At 71.0% G+C, this 15,790-nt stretch carries 14 protein-coding genes; 10 read left to right on the forward strand and 4 right to left on the reverse strand.

Translation table 11 applies throughout. From position 1 onward, the window contains the following. Window positions 1-9 precede the first annotated feature (9 nt). The 5 genes from ACTJKJ_RS01090 to ACTJKJ_RS01110 are packed head-to-tail and all read left to right on the forward strand — an operon-like array spanning window position 10 to window position 4,343. Window positions 10-798, forward strand: a complete 789-nt coding sequence (locus ACTJKJ_RS01090) for an SURF1 family protein (protein WP_440819327.1) — start codon at window positions 10-12, stop codon at window positions 796-798. Next, entirely contained in the window at window positions 779-1,537 is a 759-nt protein-coding gene (locus tag ACTJKJ_RS01095; protein WP_440819328.1) for an SCO family protein, read from the forward strand. Before ACTJKJ_RS01090 ends, ACTJKJ_RS01095 begins: the two co-directional genes overlap by 20 nt. A 27-nt stretch (window positions 1,538-1,564) precedes the next feature. Beyond that, window positions 1,565-2,773 (forward strand): COX15/CtaA family protein, encoded by a 1,209-nt coding sequence (locus ACTJKJ_RS01100; protein ID WP_440819329.1) that lies wholly within the window; start codon window positions 1,565-1,567, stop codon window positions 2,771-2,773. Then, complete coding sequence (cyoE, locus tag ACTJKJ_RS01105; protein WP_091726838.1) at window positions 2,770-3,678, forward strand: heme o synthase; 909 nt, start codon at window positions 2,770-2,772, stop codon at window positions 3,676-3,678. Before ACTJKJ_RS01100 ends, cyoE begins: the two co-directional genes overlap by 4 nt. A gap of 47 nt (window positions 3,679-3,725) precedes the next feature. Beyond that, on the forward strand, window positions 3,726-4,343 hold the full coding sequence (locus ACTJKJ_RS01110; protein ID WP_091731470.1) for an SCO family protein: 618 nt from the start codon (window positions 3,726-3,728) through the stop codon (window positions 4,341-4,343). Between the two features lie 89 nt (window positions 4,344-4,432). Here ACTJKJ_RS01110 and rpoH read toward each other — a convergent pair whose 3' ends face one another. From rpoH to ACTJKJ_RS01125, 3 genes are all read right to left on the reverse strand, one after another. Further along, a complete protein-coding gene (gene rpoH / locus ACTJKJ_RS01115) occupies window positions 4,433-5,347 on the reverse strand; it encodes an RNA polymerase sigma factor RpoH (protein WP_091726835.1) in 915 nt (304 codons plus the stop codon). Between the two features lie 158 nt (window positions 5,348-5,505). Next, window positions 5,506-8,271, reverse strand: coding sequence for a CHASE domain-containing protein (locus ACTJKJ_RS01120; protein ID WP_440819330.1), 2,766 nt, complete (start codon window positions 8,269-8,271; stop codon window positions 5,506-5,508). A gap of 137 nt (window positions 8,272-8,408) precedes the next feature. Next, window positions 8,409-9,104, reverse strand: a complete 696-nt coding sequence (locus ACTJKJ_RS01125; protein ID WP_440819331.1) for a hypothetical protein — start codon at window positions 9,102-9,104, stop codon at window positions 8,409-8,411. A 143-nt stretch (window positions 9,105-9,247) separates the two neighbouring features. Here ACTJKJ_RS01125 and ACTJKJ_RS01130 point away from each other — a divergent pair, with 143 nt between their 5' ends. Then, window positions 9,248-10,237, forward strand: coding sequence for a helix-turn-helix domain-containing protein (locus ACTJKJ_RS01130; RefSeq protein ID WP_440819332.1), 990 nt, complete (start codon window positions 9,248-9,250; stop codon window positions 10,235-10,237). 24 nt (window positions 10,238-10,261) lie between these two features. Here the strand turns inward: ACTJKJ_RS01130 and ychF are convergent, their stop codons facing one another. After that, entirely contained in the window at window positions 10,262-11,356 is a 1,095-nt protein-coding gene (ychF, locus tag ACTJKJ_RS01135; RefSeq protein ID WP_091726829.1) for a redox-regulated ATPase YchF, read from the reverse strand. Window positions 11,357-11,503: 147 nt separating this feature from the next. On the opposite strand from ychF, the gene ACTJKJ_RS01140 reads away from it, so the two are divergent. From ACTJKJ_RS01140 to ACTJKJ_RS01155, 4 genes are all read left to right on the forward strand, one after another. Continuing rightward, window positions 11,504-12,613: an FAD-dependent monooxygenase gene (locus ACTJKJ_RS01140; protein ID WP_440819333.1), complete on the forward strand. Its 1,110-nt coding sequence runs from the start codon at window positions 11,504-11,506 to the stop codon at window positions 12,611-12,613. 40 nt (window positions 12,614-12,653) lie between these two features. Next, on the forward strand, window positions 12,654-13,433 hold the full coding sequence (locus ACTJKJ_RS01145) for a DsbC family protein (protein ID WP_440819334.1): 780 nt from the start codon (window positions 12,654-12,656) through the stop codon (window positions 13,431-13,433). Window positions 13,434-13,437: 4 nt separating this feature from the next. Beyond that, window positions 13,438-13,905: a DUF3429 domain-containing protein gene (locus ACTJKJ_RS01150; protein WP_183482384.1), complete on the forward strand. Its 468-nt coding sequence runs from the start codon at window positions 13,438-13,440 to the stop codon at window positions 13,903-13,905. A gap of 75 nt (window positions 13,906-13,980) precedes the next feature. Beyond that, window positions 13,981-15,747, forward strand: coding sequence for a M61 family metallopeptidase (locus tag ACTJKJ_RS01155; RefSeq protein ID WP_440819335.1), 1,767 nt, complete (start codon window positions 13,981-13,983; stop codon window positions 15,745-15,747). Window positions 15,748-15,790 lie beyond the last annotated feature (43 nt).

Consider the following 15,790-nt stretch of genomic DNA (forward strand, 5'->3'; position numbering starts at 1 on the left):
GGCGTCGTGGTGATCGCGACGCTGGCCGGCGTGGCGGCGGCGCTCGCGCTCGGGGTCTGGCAACTCGATCGCGCCGACCAGAAAAAGGCGATGCAACGGGCGATCGACGAACGCGCCCGGGAGGCACCGCTGGCGACCGCCGCGCTGCCGTCCGCGGCCGAGCCGCCCGCGCCGGGGCTCGAGCATCGTCGCGCCGACCTTGCCGGGCGCTGGGACGTGGCGCACACGGTCTACCTCGACAACCGGGTGATGGACGGCCACACCGGCTTCTACGTCGTGACGCCGCTGAAACTGGCCGGCCGCGACGAGGCCATCCTGGTCCAGCGCGGCTGGGCGCCCCGCAACGCCGCGCGGCGCGAGGCGCTGCCGCCGGTGGCCACGCCCACGGGCGATGTGCGGATCGCCGGCCGGCTGGCGCTGTCGGCATCGCGCGCCTATGCGCTGGGGCAGGACGCGCAAGGGGGGCCGATCCGGCAGAATGTCGACCTCGCGGCCTTCCAGGCCGAGACGGGCCTGCGGCTGCTGCCGCTGGTGCTGCTCCAGACGGAGCCGGACGCGGCGACGGGCGCCGCGCCAGGCGCGGGCGGCGTGAACGGTGCAGATGGCGCGGACGGCCTGCGCCGCCACTGGCCACCGCCGGCCGTCGACGTCCACAAGCATTACGGATACGCGTTTCAATGGTTTGCGCTCGCGGCGCTGATCCTGGGTCTTTATGTCTGGTTCCAAGTCCTCGCTCCCCATCGGGCTGGCCGAGCCGCCCGCGCCGACGAATCCGCCGATGAGCAGCGCCATGCGTGACGAGCGCAATGGCGGCCACGACGGCCACGACGGCCGCGCGCACGGCCAGGACGCGGCCCCGGCGCCGGTCGACACGCCGCTGCCGCCGGACGGCCCGGTGACGCTGGCGGTGCACTCGGTGCCGATGCCCGACCTCGACCCTCCCAAGCGCTCGCGCTGGACGCTGTGGCTGGTGCTGCTGGTCTGCGCCGCGCCGGTGGTCGCGTCCTACTTCAGCTTCTACGTGCTGGACCTGCGCGGCCGCGCCTACGGCGACCTGATCCAGCCCACGCGCGACCTGCCGCCCTCGCTGGCGCTGACCGACCTGAAGGGCGCGCCGGTGGCCGCCGCCTCGCTCCACGGCCAGTGGCTGCTGACCTATGTGCCGGACCGCGCCTGCGACGAGGGCTGCGAGCGCATGCTGTTCATGCAGCGCCAGCTGCGCGAGATGCTCGGCAAGGACCGCGACCGGCTCGACAAGCTGGTGCTGGTGCCGGACGACGTCGCGCTGACGCCGGCGCAGGTCGACGCGCTCACCGCGCATGGCGCGCCGGCGACGGTGCTGCGCGCGCCGCGCGCGGGGATCGAGGCCTGGCTGATGGCCGCGCCCGGGCACCGGATGGGCGAGCACCTGTTCCTGGTCGACCCGATGGGGCGCTGGATGCTGCGCACGCCGGCGACGCCGGAACCGTCCGCGGTGAAGAAGGACCTGGAGCGCCTGATGCGCGCCAACGCCGGCTGGGACAAGCCGGGCCGCTGACGATCGCAAGGAACAGGACCCGCGCGCATGAACGGATTGGCGATCGGTTTCGATTTCGAGCCGCTGCTGGAGCTGCTGGCGATGGCCGCGCTCGTTGGCGCGGTGCCGCTGCTGGCGTGGCAATGGCGCCACCGCGGCGACACGGCCGCGCGGCGGCTGCGCGCGCTGACGGTGCTGGCGACCTTCCTGACCTTCGACCTGATCCTGATCGGCGCGCTGACGCGGCTGACCGATTCCGGCCTGGGCTGCCCCGACTGGCCGGGCTGCTACGGCAGCGCCTCGCCGATCGGGGCGAAGGCCGAGATCCTCGCCGCGCAGACGGCGATGCCCACCGGCCCGGTGACGCACGGCAAGGCCTGGATGGAGATGTTGCACCGCTACATGGCGGGCGGAGTCGGCTTCCTGCTGGTCGTGCTGGCCGGGCTGAGCTGGTGGGTCTGGTGGCGCGGCCGCCGCACCGGCGAGGCCACGCCCTCGCCCTGGTGGGCGACGCTGTCGCTCGCGTGGGTGCTGGTGCAGGGGCTCTTCGGCGCCTGGACCGTGACCATGAAGCTGTTCCCGGCGATCGTCACCCTGCACCTGCTGCTGGCGCTGGGCCTGCTGATGCTGCTGGCCTGGCAGGCGGAGTCCTACGCGCCCAAGCCGCTGCGCTGGCCGGCCGGTCTGCGGCGGGCGGTGCTGGCCTTCACCGGCCTGGCGATCGCGCAGGTGGCGCTGGGCGGCTGGGTCAGCACGAACTATGCGGTGCTGGCCTGCCAGGATTTCCCGACCTGCCAGGGGCAATGGCTGCCGCCGACCGACTTCCAGCACGGCTTCACGCTGTGGCGCGAACTGGGACGCGGCGCCCATGGCGACTGGTTGCCCTTCGAGGCGCTGACCGCCATCCACCTGGCGCATCGCGCCGGCGCGATGGTGATGTTCGCGGCGCTGCTGGCGCTGGCCTGGGCGCTGTGGCGCCAGGACGGGCAGAGCGGCCCGGGCGGCCAGGGCGCCGGCGGCGAAGGCCGCCGCTGGGCGCGCCGCCTGCTGGCGGTGGGCGGATGGCAGCTGGCTTCCGGGCTGTCCAACGTGGTGCTGGGCTGGCCGCTGGTGGCCGCGCTCGCCCATACCGGCGGCGCCGCGGCGCTGCTGCTGATGTGCGCGATCCTGCTGGCGCGGCTGCGTGCCGGCAGATCGTCGACCGTGATCGAGCCGGCGGCGCAGCGCGCCGGCCTCCTGACGATGGGTTCGAAATGAGTTCCGCGACGCAGGCCGCCATGCCCTCCCGCTGGTGGCAGTTCTACCAACTGACCAAGCCCAAGGTCGTGCAGCTGATCGTGTTCTGCGCGGTCATCGGCATGGCGTTGGCGATCCCCGGGCTGCCGCAGGGCGACGAGTGGGTGCGGCTGATCGCCGGCACGGCCGGCATCTGGCTGGTGGCGGGCGCCGCGGCGGCCTTCAACTGCCTGATCGAGCAGCACATCGATGCCAAGATGAAGCGCACCGCCTGGCGCCCGACCGCGCGCGGCGAGCTCAGCCGCAACCAGACGCTGCTGTTCTCGGCCGGGCTGTGCGCGCTGGGCTCGGCCATCCTGTACCTGCTGGTGAACCCGCTGACGATGTGGCTGACCTTCGCCACCTTCGTCGGCTACGCGATCGTCTACACCGTCATCCTCAAGCCGATGACGCCGCAGAACATCGTGATCGGCGGCGCCTCGGGCGCGATGCCGCCGGTGCTGGGCTGGGCCGCGATGCGCGGCGAGCTCGGCGCCGAGGCCTGGCTGATGTGCCTGATCATCTTCCTGTGGACGCCGCCGCACTTCTGGGCGCTGGCGCTGTACCGCAGCGAGGACTACCGCAAGGCCGGCCTGCCGATGCTGCCGGTGACGCACGGCAACGCCTTCACGCGGCTGCAGATCTTCCTCTATACCTGGATCCTGTTCGCGGCGACGCTGCTGCCCTTCCTCACCGGCATGAGCGGCTGGCTCTACTTGGCCGCGGCGATCGTGCTCGGCCTGATGTTCTGCCATCACGCGTTCAAGCTCTGGAAGGCCTATTCGGAGGCGCTGGCGCGCAAGACCTTCCTCTTCTCGATCCTGCACCTGTCGCTGCTGTTCGGCGCGCTGCTGCTGGATCACTACCTCAGTCCCTGGCTCGGCTGAGCCGCGGACGCGCGCGCTGGCGACCTTCCTACGGATCGGATGTGCTGATGATCTCGCGACGTTTTCTCGGACTGGGCGCGCTCGGCGCGGTGGGCGCGGCGCTGCTGGCGGGCTGCGACAAGCTGGGTTTCTCCTCGGCGCCCAAGGCCAGCTTCCAGGGCGTGGACCTGACCGGCGCGGCCTATGCGCGCGGCTTCAGCCTGCCGGACCAGAACGGCCGCACGCGCACCCTCGAGGACTTCAAGGGCAAGGTGGTGGTCGTGTTCTTCGGCTTCACCCAGTGCCCCGACGTCTGCCCGACGACGCTGGCCGAACTGGCACAGGTGAAGAAGGCGCTGGGCGCCGACGGCGACAAGGTGCAGGGCGTGTTCATCACCGTCGACCCCGAGCGGGACAAGCCGGAACTGCTCAAGGCCTACCTGGAGAGCTTCGACCCGGGCTTCGTCGCGCTGCGCGGCTCGCCCGAGCAGCTCAAGGACGTGGCCAAGGAGTTCAAGATCTACTACGCCAAGGTCCCCGGCAAGACGCCCGACAGCTACACGATGGACCACACCGCCGCGAGCTTCCTGTTCGACCCGCAGGGGCGGGTGCGGGTGTTCTCCCGGTATGGCGCGGGGGCGACGGCGCTGATGTCGGACATCAAGGCGCTGATCGCCGGCCAGTGAGCGCCACCCCGCAATGAGAAAGGCCCCGCATTGCGGGGCCTTCTTCGTGGTGCTGGCGACGGTCGCCAGCGGGCGGCCGTCAGGAGGGCTCAGGCGGTCTCGGCGACCATCGCCTTGCGCATCTTCTTCATCGCCGCGACCTCGATCTGGCGGATGCGCTCGGCGGAGACGCCGTATTCGGCGGCCAGTTCATGCAGCGTCATGCCGCCCGAGCCGTCGTCGTTCACCTTCAGCCAGCGCTCCTCGACGATGCGGCGGCTGCGCGGATCCAGCACCTCCAGCGCCTGCTGCAGGCCGTCGCTGGCCAGGCGGTCGCGGGAGCGCGACTCGATCACGCGGGTCGGTTCCTGCGTGTCGTCCGCCAGGTAGGCGATCGGCGCGAAGGTCTCGCCGTCATCGTCGGTCTGCGGCTCCAGGGCCACGTCGCCGCCGGACAGGCGCGTCTCCATCTCCAGCACGTCCTCGCGCTTGACGTTGAGCTCCTCCGCCACGCGGGCGATCTCGCTTTCGGTCAGCGACGCGCGCTGCTGGTTCTCGGCGCCTTCCTTCAGCGCATGCTTCATCGAGCGCAGGTTGAAGAACAGCTTGCGCTGCGCCTTGGTCGTCGCGACCTTGACCATGCGCCAGTTCTTCAGGATGTACTCGTGGATCTCGGCCTTGATCCAGTGCATGGCGTACGACACCAGGCGCACGTTCTGGTCCGGGTCGAAGCGCTTGACCGCCTTCATCAGGCCGACGTTGCCTTCCTGGATCAGGTCGCCCTGCGGCAGCCCGTAGCCCAGGTACTGGCGCGAGATCGACACCACCAGGCGCAGGTGCGACAGCACCAGCCGGCCGGCCGCTTCCACGTCGCCCTTTTCCTTCAGGCGCGTGGCGTAGTCCTTTTCTTCCTCGGCCGTCAGCAGCGGGACGCGGTTGATCGCCGTGATGTACGCATCCAGGTTGCCGAGCGACGGCACCAGGGACCAGGGATCGCGCACCTTCAATGCAAGGCTGTTGGACATGTGTTCGTTTCTCCTGTCTCGGGCCGGTCTTCCGGCCCGATGGCTGGGGATATTAGCACTCATGGGCGGCGAGTGCTAAAGCTCCCAAAAACAGGTCAGTCCGGGAAGGGCTACCTGCTCAAATCAGTGTGGACTTGCCGTCTTAGGACCGACTTAAGTCATTGATTTGCCGAAGAAACCGGCAGCAGGAAGCTGAAAGTGGCCCCCTTGTCCGGTGCGCTGTCCACCTGGAGCTGGCTGTCCATCAGCGCGAGCAGGCGCTGCGTGATGACCAGCCCGATCCCGGTGCCCTCGATGGCGCCGACCTCCCGGCCCAGGCGGTTGAAGGGCTGGAAGAGCTGCGTCTTCTGGGCGTCGCTCAGGCCGGGGCCGGTGTCGGCGACGCTCAGTTCGACCATCGAGTCTCCGACCCGCCGGGCGCGGAGCCACACCTGCCCGCCGGGACGGTTGTACTTGACCGCGTTGCTGAGCAGGTTGGTCAGCACCTGCTTGAGCCGGGTGGCGTCGGCGCGCAGCTCGCAGGCGTCGGAGTCCAGTTCGACCTCGATCGACACCCCCAGCCGCCGCCGCTGCGACTCGACCATCGCCAGGCTGTCCGCCGCGATCGGCTCCAGGTCGAGGTGCTCGATCCGCACGCGCAACTGGCCGGCGTCGAGCCGCGACAGGTCCAGCGTGTCGTCGATCATCTGCAGCAGATGCCAGCCCGACTGCTGGATCTGCGCCAGCCAGCCGCGCTGCCGGGGGCTGAGGATGGGGTCGTGGTCCGCCTCGAGCAGCTGGGCGAATCCCAGCATCGCGTTCAGCGGCGTGCGCAGCTCGTGGCTCATGCGCGAGAGGAACTCGTTCTTGGCGCGGTTGGCGGCGAGCTCGGCCTCATGCACGCGCTCCAGTTCCGCCAGCCGCAACTGCTCGCCGATGTCCTCGACGACGCCCAGCAGCCGGTAGGGCTGGCCCTGGGCATCGCGCAGCAGGCTGACGGTGGCGCGTACCGTGATGACCTGCCCCTGGGCGCCGATGTAGCGCTTGATGCGGCTGTAGCGGCCGAGTTCGCCGCGGATCAGCGCCATGCCCAGCCGGCTGTCCTCCGCCCGGTCGTCGGGGTGGGTGATCGCCATCACCGAGCGCGCCTTCAGTTGCTCGACGCTCATGCCCAGCAGCTGGCAGAAATAGGGGTTGATCTCCTGCGGCCGCGCCTGGAGGTCGCAGGACACCACGCCGATGGGCGCGTGCTCGACGATGGTCCGGAAGCGCTCCTCGCTGTCGCGCAGCCGCAGCCGGGCTTCTTCGACGCGGCGCGCCACGCGGGCCGTGGTGCCGGTGATGGTGAGCAGCAGCAGGCCCAGCAGCGCGGTGCCGGTGAGGCCGGCGATCGCGAAGGGCAGGGCGGCGCTGCCCTCGAGCGCCGGCAGGCCGGTGGGGCTGTAGACGACCAGGCGCCAGGCCCGGCCGGCGAAGTCCAGTTCGCGCGACTGGCTCGGCAGCGCGGCGGGCAGCTGCAGGCAGCGCGCGTCGCCGGCCAGCAGCGGGCGCTGGCCGCCGGGCGTGGCATCGAGCAGGCAGTAGTCGAGCCGGCTGGCGCGGGCCGGCAGGGCGCCGCGCAGCAGCGCTTCCGGGCGCAGCGTGGCGAAGGCCACGCCGAGCGGGCGCCGCGGTCGTCCGGCGGCGTCGCGCGGCTCGGTCGAACCGCCCTCGTACAGCGCGCGGTAGACCACCACGCCCATCAGGGTCACGCCGACATCCTGCGACAGCGGGAAGCTCTCGGTGGCCGCCGGCTGGCCGGTGGCGATGGCGCGGTCCTGGGCTGCGCGCGCCTGCGGAATGCTGCGGATGTTGGCGCCCATCGCCGCGCGATTGCGGCCATACGGCGCGATCAGGCGGATGGGCAGCAGCTGGTCGCGGTCGGGCGGCAGGTCGCCGGGCCGGCGGCGCTCGAAGACGCGGTAGTTGAGGTAGCCATCGGCCTGCGCCGCGCGCTCGAACGCCGGCACCTCCTGCGGCCGCAGCAGCGGCGCCCAGCCGACCGCATGCACCGCGCCGCCGGCGCGGGCGCGCTCGGCATGGGCGCGCTCGAAGTCGGCGCGGCTGATGTCCGGGGCCACCAGCAGCAGGCTGTGGTTGGCCTCCAGCGCCGTCAGCGGCATGGACAGCGTGTCGGCCAGCGTGTTCAGCGCGTTGGTCGCCTCGAGCTCGAAGGCATGGCGGCGGCGACCTTCCTCGTTGTCGGCGACGTGCCGGTTGGCGGCGAACAGCAGCGCGCAGGTGACGGCCAGCGGCAGCGCCACGCTGAGCCGGCGCGGTGCCCAGTGCCGGCGCGGCAGGCCGAACAGCGCCAGCGACACCGGTGCGCCGATCAGCACGCCGATCGCATCGCCGATCCACCAGGCCAGCCAGTGCGACGCGACCTGCGACGGCCCGATCGCGCCGGTGAGCCACAGCGCCGCGACGCCGATGCTTGGCGCGACGAGGCAGGCGACGCCGGCGGTCGCGGCGAGGAAGCGCAGCAGCTCGGCGGGCTCGCACAGCGGCGGATGGGGGCCGGTCCAGCGCCGGGCCAGCGCCGCGCCCAGCCAGGCCTGCAGCGCGCCGCCGACGGCGACCAGCAAGGGCTGCAGCAGGTCGAGGTGGCCACGTTCCATGCCGAAGGCGAGGCTGACGGCCGCGCCGCCCAGCGCGATGCCCGGCAGCACGGCCCGTCCCCAGCGCAGCGTCGCGGCGACCGCGAGGCCCGTGGCGGGATAAATGGGCGAGACGAAGTCGGGTGGCAGGATCAGCCGCAGCGCCAGCACGCCGAGGACGGCGTAGGCCAGCGCGAGGGCGGCATTCAGCGCCGCGAGCCGCGCCAGCGAGCGCCGCGGCGGCGGATCCTCCGGCGCATGAGGACCGGGAGCGGCGGCGACGTTCGTGGAAGAAGGCGCTTCGGTCATGGGCACCAGCGTAGCGCCGCTGTGCGCATGCCGACACGCAGACTTGCCCGCCGCCGGGGAGCCTGTCACGGGAAAGCCGGCCACCCCACCGAGGCGAGGGGGCCGGCGGGATCCGGGCCGCGGATCAGGGCCGCGGATCAGGGCTGCGCCGTGATGGCATCCAGCTGGGCCGAGTCGATCACCGTGCCCTGCAGGTTCTTGATCTCGTAGCGGACGACGCCGAAGCCCTTGGCCCACCACTGGCTCGCGCTGCCGTCGGCGTCGGCGATGTCGATGCGGCACATGTCGACGAACTGCTTGCCGCCCAGCGTCTGCGAGGCCAAGCTGGTGAAGGTCCAGGTTTCCTGGAGGTTCCGGGTCGAGGTCTGGCCGTCCGCGGTGGTGGTCTCGACGTAGTTCAGCGTGACCGATTGACCCAGCTGCAGCGACAGCGGCAGCGTCTGTCCGGCCGAGGACACCGTCTTGGACGAGACGGTGTTGCCCGCATCATCTTGATACTCCTGCTGGCCCCAGAAACGTACGCCTGACGAATCTCGCGACCAATAATCCACGAACGAACGTCGCGTGGTGCTGTTGCCGAGCATCAGCACCAGGGCGTTGCGGGTCGCGCCTTCGAAGGCTTCCTGCGTCGCCAGCATCCGGTCGCCGTTGCTCATCGTGAACGCGGTGCCGGGCGTGACGTCAAAACAATTGCCGAGCTTCGTGGGCAGGGGTGCGTCGGCCGGCTGGACGGTGTCGTTGTCGTCGCCGCCGCCGCAAGCGCTCAGGACGAGGCAGGACGAGGCGCACAGCAGCGCGACGAGATTTCGGGGATGGAACACGGAGTGCAACATGAAAGAGGGACGCGGTTGGTGAAGGAACCTTGCCAATGTGTGCCAGGCGCGGGTCGCCGGGGACACGAAGCGAGGGGCCGATCGCCCGCCGACCACACCTCGTTCGCTCCCGCACCAGCCGGCGTTGCGCCGGCGCCACCGCCATGAGCGCCTTCCCGGACACGGAACGAGCACCCCCCACCACCGAGTACTGGTCCGCCGACACCTTGGCGCCGAAGCGCCAATTCGAGGCCTGGCGCGAGCTCATCGTCGATGCCCACCTGCGCTGGGACATCCCGGACATCGGCTGCGAGGCCTTTCCCGCGTTCATGCGCCAGCACCGCGTCGGTGGGCTGCGGCTGACCGACTGCACGGCGCCGGCGCGGGTGAGCGGCCGGCGCGGCCGTGCCCAGATCGCGCAGGACGGCCAGGGTCACTGTCTGACGGTGGTGCTGGCGGCGCAGGGCACGGAGGCGCTGAGCTTCCACGACGGGCAGGAACTGCTGCTCCAGCCCGGCATGTTCACGCTCTGGGACAGCGCGCGGCCGCTGTCCTTCGCGACCGGCGAGCACCTGCGCCAGATGTCGCTGCTGATTCCGGAAGAGGACCTGCTGCGGCGCATGCCCCGCGTGCGCGACCTGGTGGGGCGGCCGATCGATGGTCGCTCGGGCCTGGGCGGCCTCTTCGTGGACCACCTGCAGGCGCTGATCGCGCGCTTCGCCGACCTGCCGTCGGCGAGCCATGGCGCGGTGCTGGACGGGACGCTGGACCTGCTGTGCCTGTCGCTGGGCGCCCAGGACGCGCTACCGCCGCCCCGGCTGCGGCAGGTGGTGCTCGAGCAGATGAAGCGGCACATCGAGCGGCACCTGACCGATCCGGCGCTGGGCGTGGGTCAACTGGCCCGGACCTTCCGCATGACCGATCGCAATGTCCACAAGCTGTTCGAGCAGCAGGGCACGACGGTCGGCGCCCATATCCGCGGCCGGCGCCTGGCGATGTGCCGGCGCGACCTGGAAAGCAGCACGCTGGCGGTCCGCCATGTCTCCGAGATCGCCCGGCACTGGGGCTTCGAGGACCCGAGCCACTTCAGCAAGCTGTTCCGGGCGGCGTTCGGGATGTCGCCGTCGGCGTGCAGGAGGGGCCGGGCGGCGTGAGCGCGGCGCTGGCTCGTCGCCCGGTCAGACGTTGAACAGGAAGTTCAGCACGTCGCCATCCTTGACCACGTACTCCTTGCCTTCCGCCCGCATCTTGCCCGCGTCCTTGGCACCCTGTTCGCCCTTGAACTGGATGTAGTCGTCGAAGCCGATCGTCTGCGCGCGGATGAAGCCGCGCTCGAAGTCGGTGTGGATCACGCCCGCGGCCTGCGGCGCGGTGTCGCCGACGTGGATGGTCCAGGCCCGCACTTCCTTCACGCCGGCCGTGAAGTAGGTCTGCAGGCCCAGCAGCTTGAAGCCCGCGCGGATCAGGCGGTTCAGGCCCGGCTCGTCCTGACCCATCTCGGCCAGGAACAGCGCGCGGTCCTCGTCCTCCATCTCCGACAGCTCGGCCTCGGTCTTCGCGCAGATCGCCACCACCGGGCCGTTCTGCGCCGCCGCGTATTCCTTCAGGCGGTCGAGGAAGGGGTTGTTCTCGAAACCGTCCTCCGCCACGTTGCCCACGAACATCGCCGGCTTGGCCGTGATCAGGCACAGCGGCTTGAGCACCACCAGCTCTTCCTTGCTGAAGTCGATCGTGCGCACCGGCTTGCCCTCGTTCAGCGCCGCCTCGCACTTCTTGAGCACCTCCACCAGGCGGGCCGCGTCCTTGTCGCCGCCGGCCTTGGCCAGCTTCTGCGCGCGCTGCAGGCCCTTTTCCACCGTGCCCAGGTCCGCCAGGCACAGCTCGGTCTGGATCACCTCGATGTCCGAGATCGGATCGACCTTGCCGTTGACGTGGATCACGTTGGGATCCTCGAAGCAGCGCACCACGTTGACGATCGCGTCGGTCTCGCGGATGTGCGAGAGGAACTGGTTGCCCAGGCCTTCGCCCTTGGACGCGCCTGCCACCAGACCCGCGATGTCCACGAACTCGACGATCGCCGGCACGATGCGCTCGGGCTTGACGATCTCGGCCAGCTTCTGCAGGCGCGGGTCCGGCAGCTCGACGATGCCGACGTTGGGCTCGATCGTGCAGAAGGGATAGTTCTCGGCGGCGATGCCGGCCTTGGTCAGCGCGTTGAAGAGGGTGGACTTGCCGACGTTGGGCAGGCCCACGATGCCGCATTTGAGGCTCATGGTTGGCTTTCGGGGGAAATGCTGTTCGGGCCTGCGGCGACGCGCGCGGGCGAAACCGCCATTTTAGTCAAGCCGCCAGTCCGCAGCCGACGCCCGCTCAGCCATTGCCGACGATCGGGGCCGTCCCGCTGCCTACAATCCCGGCCCATGGAAAAGTTCGACGTCCTGGTTCGCGGCAGTGGCTGCGTCGGCCGCAGCCTGGCGCTGGCGCTGGGCGCCCGCGGCCTGCGCGTGGCACTGCTGGCCCGGCCGACCGCCCCGCGGTCCTCCGCCGATGTGCGCGCCTATGCGCTGAATGCGGCGTCGGTCGCGCTGCTCAGCCGCCTGCGCGTCTGGGAAGGCCTGGCCGAGGACGCCCGCACTCCGGTCCACGACATGCGCATCCACGGCGACCGCGCGGGCGCCGAACTGCACTTCAGCGCCTGGCAGCAGGGCGCCGGCGAGCTCGCCCACATCGTCGACGCGGCCGCGCTGGAGGACCAGCTCGATGCCGCGCTGCGCTTCGCCCCGCACGTACAGCGCGTCACCGAGGCGGTGCCCGCCACGCTGCAGGCGCTGTGCGAAGGCCGCGACACCGGTGCCGCCGAGGAATTCGGCGTCCATTACGAGCGCCACGACTACGGCCACCTGGGCGTCGCCGCTCGGCTGGTCGCCAGCAAGCCGCACCAGGGGCAGGCCTGGCAGTGGTTCCGCTCGCCGGACGTGCTGGCGTTGCTGCCCTTCGACCGGCCCGAACCCGGCCATGGCTACGGCCTGGTCTGGTCGCTGCCCCACGAGGAGGCCCGCCGGCTGCTCGCCGCGGGCGCGGCCGAATTCGAATCCGCCCTGCTGGAAGCCACCGGCGGCGCCGCGGGCACGCTGCGCCTGGCCGGTGACCGCCAGGCCTGGCCGCTGCAGCTGTGCCGGGCCGACCGGCTGTGCGGACCGGGCTGGGTGCTGCTTGGCGATGCCGCGCATCTCGTCCATCCGCTGGCCGGCCAGGGCCTGAACCTGGGCCTGGCCGATGTCGAGGCGCTGGTCGACGTGATCGCCCGGCGTGAATCCTGGCGCAGCCTCGGCGACGAGAAGCTGCTGCGCCGCTACGCCCGGGCCCGCGTCGCGCCGACCTGGGCGATGGGCGAGCTCACCGACGGCCTGCTGCGCGGCTTCGCCAGCCAGGCGCCGGTGATCGCCCGGCTCCGCAACGAGGGCCTGCGCCTGGTCGACCGCGCCGGCCCGCTCAAGAAGTGGCTCACCGCCCGCGCGCTTGGCCATTGACACGCCCGCGCCGCCTCCCGACCGTCTTCGAAAGTCCCCCATGAAGTTCACGACCTTCCCGATCTCCCGCCAGTCGCTGGCACTGGCCGCCGCGCTCGCGGTGCTCGGCCTGTCCGGCTGCTCGGCCCAGGCCAACGAGGACACCATCCGCAAGAACCTCGCCGCGGCGATGCCCAAGGAGATCAAGATCGACGAGGTCCGCCCCAGCCCGATCGCCGGGCTGTGGGAGGTGCGCATCGGCAACGAGATCCGCTACAGCGACGCGAGCGGCCAGTACCTGATCGAGGGCGACATCCTCGACCTCAAGAACCGCCGCAACGTGACGCAGGAGCGCCTGGAGAAGCTGTCGTCGGTCGACTTCGCCTCGCTGCCGCTCAAGGACGCGATCGTCTGGAAGAAGGGCGACGGCAAGCGCCGCATCGCGGTCTTCGCCGATCCGAACTGCGGCTACTGCAAGCGCTTCGAGAAGTCGCTGCAGGAGGTGGACAACATCACCGTCTACACCTTCGTGATCCCGATCCTGGGCGGCGACTCGCCCGAGAAGTCGCGGGCCGCCTGGTGCGCCAAGGACAACACGCTGGCCTGGCGCAACTGGATGATCGACGGCGATGCGCTGCCCAAGGCCGAGGCCGCGTGCGACGTCGCCGCGATCGATCGCAACCTGGCGCTGAGCCAGAAGATCCGCGTGACCGGCACGCCGGCGATCCTCTTCGAGGACGGCACCCGCGCGCCGGGCGCGCTCAGCCCGCAGCAGCTCGAGAAGCGCCTGCAGGCCGTCCAGGCCCCGGACAAGACCGACAAGACCCCGAAGAAATCCTGATCCGATGAACGACCGCACCGCCCACACCGCCCCGGCCCACGCCGGCTCGGCCGCCGTCAACCCGATCGCCCTGCGGCTCGGCTACGCCGGGCTCATCCCCTTCGTCCTGGGCGCGGCGCTGGTCTGGCTGGTGCGCGCGGACGCACATCCCTACGTCACCGACGGCTTGTCGCGTTACGCGGCCATCGTGATCAGCTTCCTCGGCGCCATCCACTGGGGCCTGGGCTTCCGCCAGACCATCCCGTCGCCGGCGCCCTTCATCTGGGGCGTGGTGCCGGCGCTGCTGGCCTGGATCGCCTCGACGATGCCGCCCTACGCCGGGCTGGTGATCGAGGGCTTCCTGCTGATCGGCTGTTATGTCGCCGACCGCAAGCTCTATCCGTCGCTGGGCGCGTCGGCCTGGCTGACGCTGCGTTTCCGGCTGAGCGCGATCGCCGCGCTGAGCTGCTTCATCGCCGCGCAGGGCACCTGAAAACCCTGATCGGCGCCTGAACGAGAACCGCCCAGCCGCATGCCGCGGCGGGCCCAGGCTTGGTAGGCTGTTCCCATGACCGCAAGCCCCACGATCCACTACCGCATCGCCGTCGCCGACCCGCATGCGCACCGTTTCGAGGTCACCCTCACCGTGCCGGCGCCCGAGCCGCGCCAGGCCCTCAGCCTGCCGGTCTGGATTCCGGGCAGCTACCTGGTGCGGGAGTTCTCCCGCCACCTCGGCGCCGTCAGCGCGCGCCAGGGCAACCGCGAGGTCCTCGTCACGCAGACCGCGAAGAACCGCTGGGAATTCGACTGCGCCGGCCGTGGCGCGCTGGTCGTCAGCTACCCGGTGTACGCCTTCGACACCTCGGTGCGCGCCGCCTTCCTGGACGCGCATCGCGGCTTCTTCAACGCGACCAGCCTGTGCCTGCGAGCGCACGGCAAGGACCAGCTGCCGCACCGCGTCGAGCTGACCGGCCTGCCGGCGGGCTGGGAGGTGGCGACGGCGATGGCCCCCATCGAGGGCGCGCCACTGCAGTTCGAGGCCGCCGACTACGACGAACTGGCCGACCACCCCTTCGAGCTGGGGCCGTTCTGGCGCGGCGAGTTCATCGCCGGCGGCGTGCCGCATGAGTTCGTCGTCGCCGGCGCGCTGCCGGTGTTCGACGGCGAGCGGCTGCTGCGCGACGCGCAGAAGCTCTGCGAGGCCCAGATCGCCTTCTGGCACTGCGGCAAGGGCAAGCCGCCGATGTCGCGCTACGTCTTCCTGCTCAACTGCACCGACGACGGCTATGGCGGCCTGGAGCACCGCGCCAGCACCGCGCTGATCGCCTCGCGACGCGACCTGCCGCGGCTGGGGCAGGCCGAGGTGTCCGACGGCTACGTCAAGCTGCTGGGCCTGATCAGCCACGAGTACTTCCACACCTGGAACGTCAAGCGGCTGCGCCCCGACGTGTTCGAGCGCTACGACTACGAGCAGGAGAACTACACCGAGCTGCTGTGGTTCTTCGAGGGCTTCACCTCCTACTACGACGACCTCTTCCTGGTGCGCACCGGCCTGATCGACGAGGCCCGCTACCTGAAGCTGATCGCGCAGACCTTCACCCAGGTGCTGGGCGCGCCGGGACGCAAGCACCACAGCGTGGCGCGCTCCAGCTTCGAGGCCTGGACCAAGTACTACCGCCAGGACGAGAACACGCCCAACGCGGTGGTCAGCTACTACGCCAAGGGCGCGATGGTGGCGCTGGCGCTGGACCTGTCGCTGCGCGGCGCGGAGAAGAGCGACAAGCCGGCGTCGCTGGACGACCTGATGCGCGGCCTGTGGAAGGACAGCGGCGGCGGTCCGGTCGACGAGGCGCGCATCCTGGGCAAGCTCGCGGACCTGGGCGGCGAGGCGATCGCGCAGACGCTGTCGACCTGGGTGCATGGCACCGACGACCTGCCGCTGCCCCAACTGCTCGAGCGCATGGGCGTGCGCTGGTGCCTGGACAAGCCGACGCTGGCGCAGCGGCTCGGGCTGCGGGTGTCGGAGAGCGACGGCGTCGTGACGGTCAAGCAGGTGCTGCTGGACAGCGCCGCGCTGGCCGCCGGGCTGAGCGCCGGGGACGAGATCGTCGCCTGCAACGACTGGCGCGTGCGCAAGCTCGATGACCTGCCGCTGACGCTCAACCACGTCGATCCGCAGCGCCTGGAGCTGCTGGTGGCGCGCGACCAGCGCATGCTGTCGCTCGCCCTGATGCTGCCCACGCAGGACAGCGCCGCGCGGCCGGTCTGCCTGGGCCTGCTGGAGAAGGCGCCGGCACGGGCGCAAAGCCTGCGGCGCGCATGGCTGGGCGGCTGAACGCCGCCTCCGGCGACGTCGGCAGAGGGCCGCGCCCGCGCCG

Origin of the sequence: Roseateles sp. 22389 (genome assembly GCF_052044995.1) — a bacterium.
Lineage (GTDB): Bacteria > Pseudomonadota > Gammaproteobacteria > Burkholderiales > Burkholderiaceae_C > Roseateles.

Bases quoted from the DNA above. Each gene is read 5' to 3' on its own strand.
- ACTJKJ_RS01155 (WP_440819335.1), top strand. From the start codon at position 13,981: ATGACCGCAAGCCCCACGATCCACTACCGCATCGCCGTCGCCGACCCG.
- ychF (WP_091726829.1), bottom strand. From the start codon at position 11,356: ATGAGCCTCAAATGCGGCATCGTGGGCCTGCCCAACGTCGGCAAGTCC.
- ACTJKJ_RS01125 (WP_440819331.1), bottom strand. From the start codon at position 9,104: ATGTTGCACTCCGTGTTCCATCCCCGAAATCTCGTCGCGCTGCTGTGC.
- ACTJKJ_RS01145 (WP_440819334.1), top strand. From the start codon at position 12,654: ATGAAGTTCACGACCTTCCCGATCTCCCGCCAGTCGCTGGCACTGGCC.
- ACTJKJ_RS01095 (WP_440819328.1), top strand. From the start codon at position 779: ATGAGCAGCGCCATGCGTGACGAGCGCAATGGCGGCCACGACGGCCAC.
- rpoH (WP_091726835.1), bottom strand. From the start codon at position 5,347: ATGTCCAACAGCCTTGCATTGAAGGTGCGCGATCCCTGGTCCCTGGTG.
- ACTJKJ_RS01140 (WP_440819333.1), top strand. From the start codon at position 11,504: ATGGAAAAGTTCGACGTCCTGGTTCGCGGCAGTGGCTGCGTCGGCCGC.
- ACTJKJ_RS01130 (WP_440819332.1), top strand. From the start codon at position 9,248: ATGAGCGCCTTCCCGGACACGGAACGAGCACCCCCCACCACCGAGTAC.
- ACTJKJ_RS01100 (WP_440819329.1), top strand. From the start codon at position 1,565: ATGAACGGATTGGCGATCGGTTTCGATTTCGAGCCGCTGCTGGAGCTG.
- cyoE (WP_091726838.1), top strand. From the start codon at position 2,770: ATGAGTTCCGCGACGCAGGCCGCCATGCCCTCCCGCTGGTGGCAGTTC.
- ACTJKJ_RS01110 (WP_091731470.1), top strand. From the start codon at position 3,726: ATGATCTCGCGACGTTTTCTCGGACTGGGCGCGCTCGGCGCGGTGGGC.
- ACTJKJ_RS01150 (WP_183482384.1), top strand. From the start codon at position 13,438: ATGAACGACCGCACCGCCCACACCGCCCCGGCCCACGCCGGCTCGGCC.
- ACTJKJ_RS01120 (WP_440819330.1), bottom strand. From the start codon at position 8,271: ATGACCGAAGCGCCTTCTTCCACGAACGTCGCCGCCGCTCCCGGTCCT.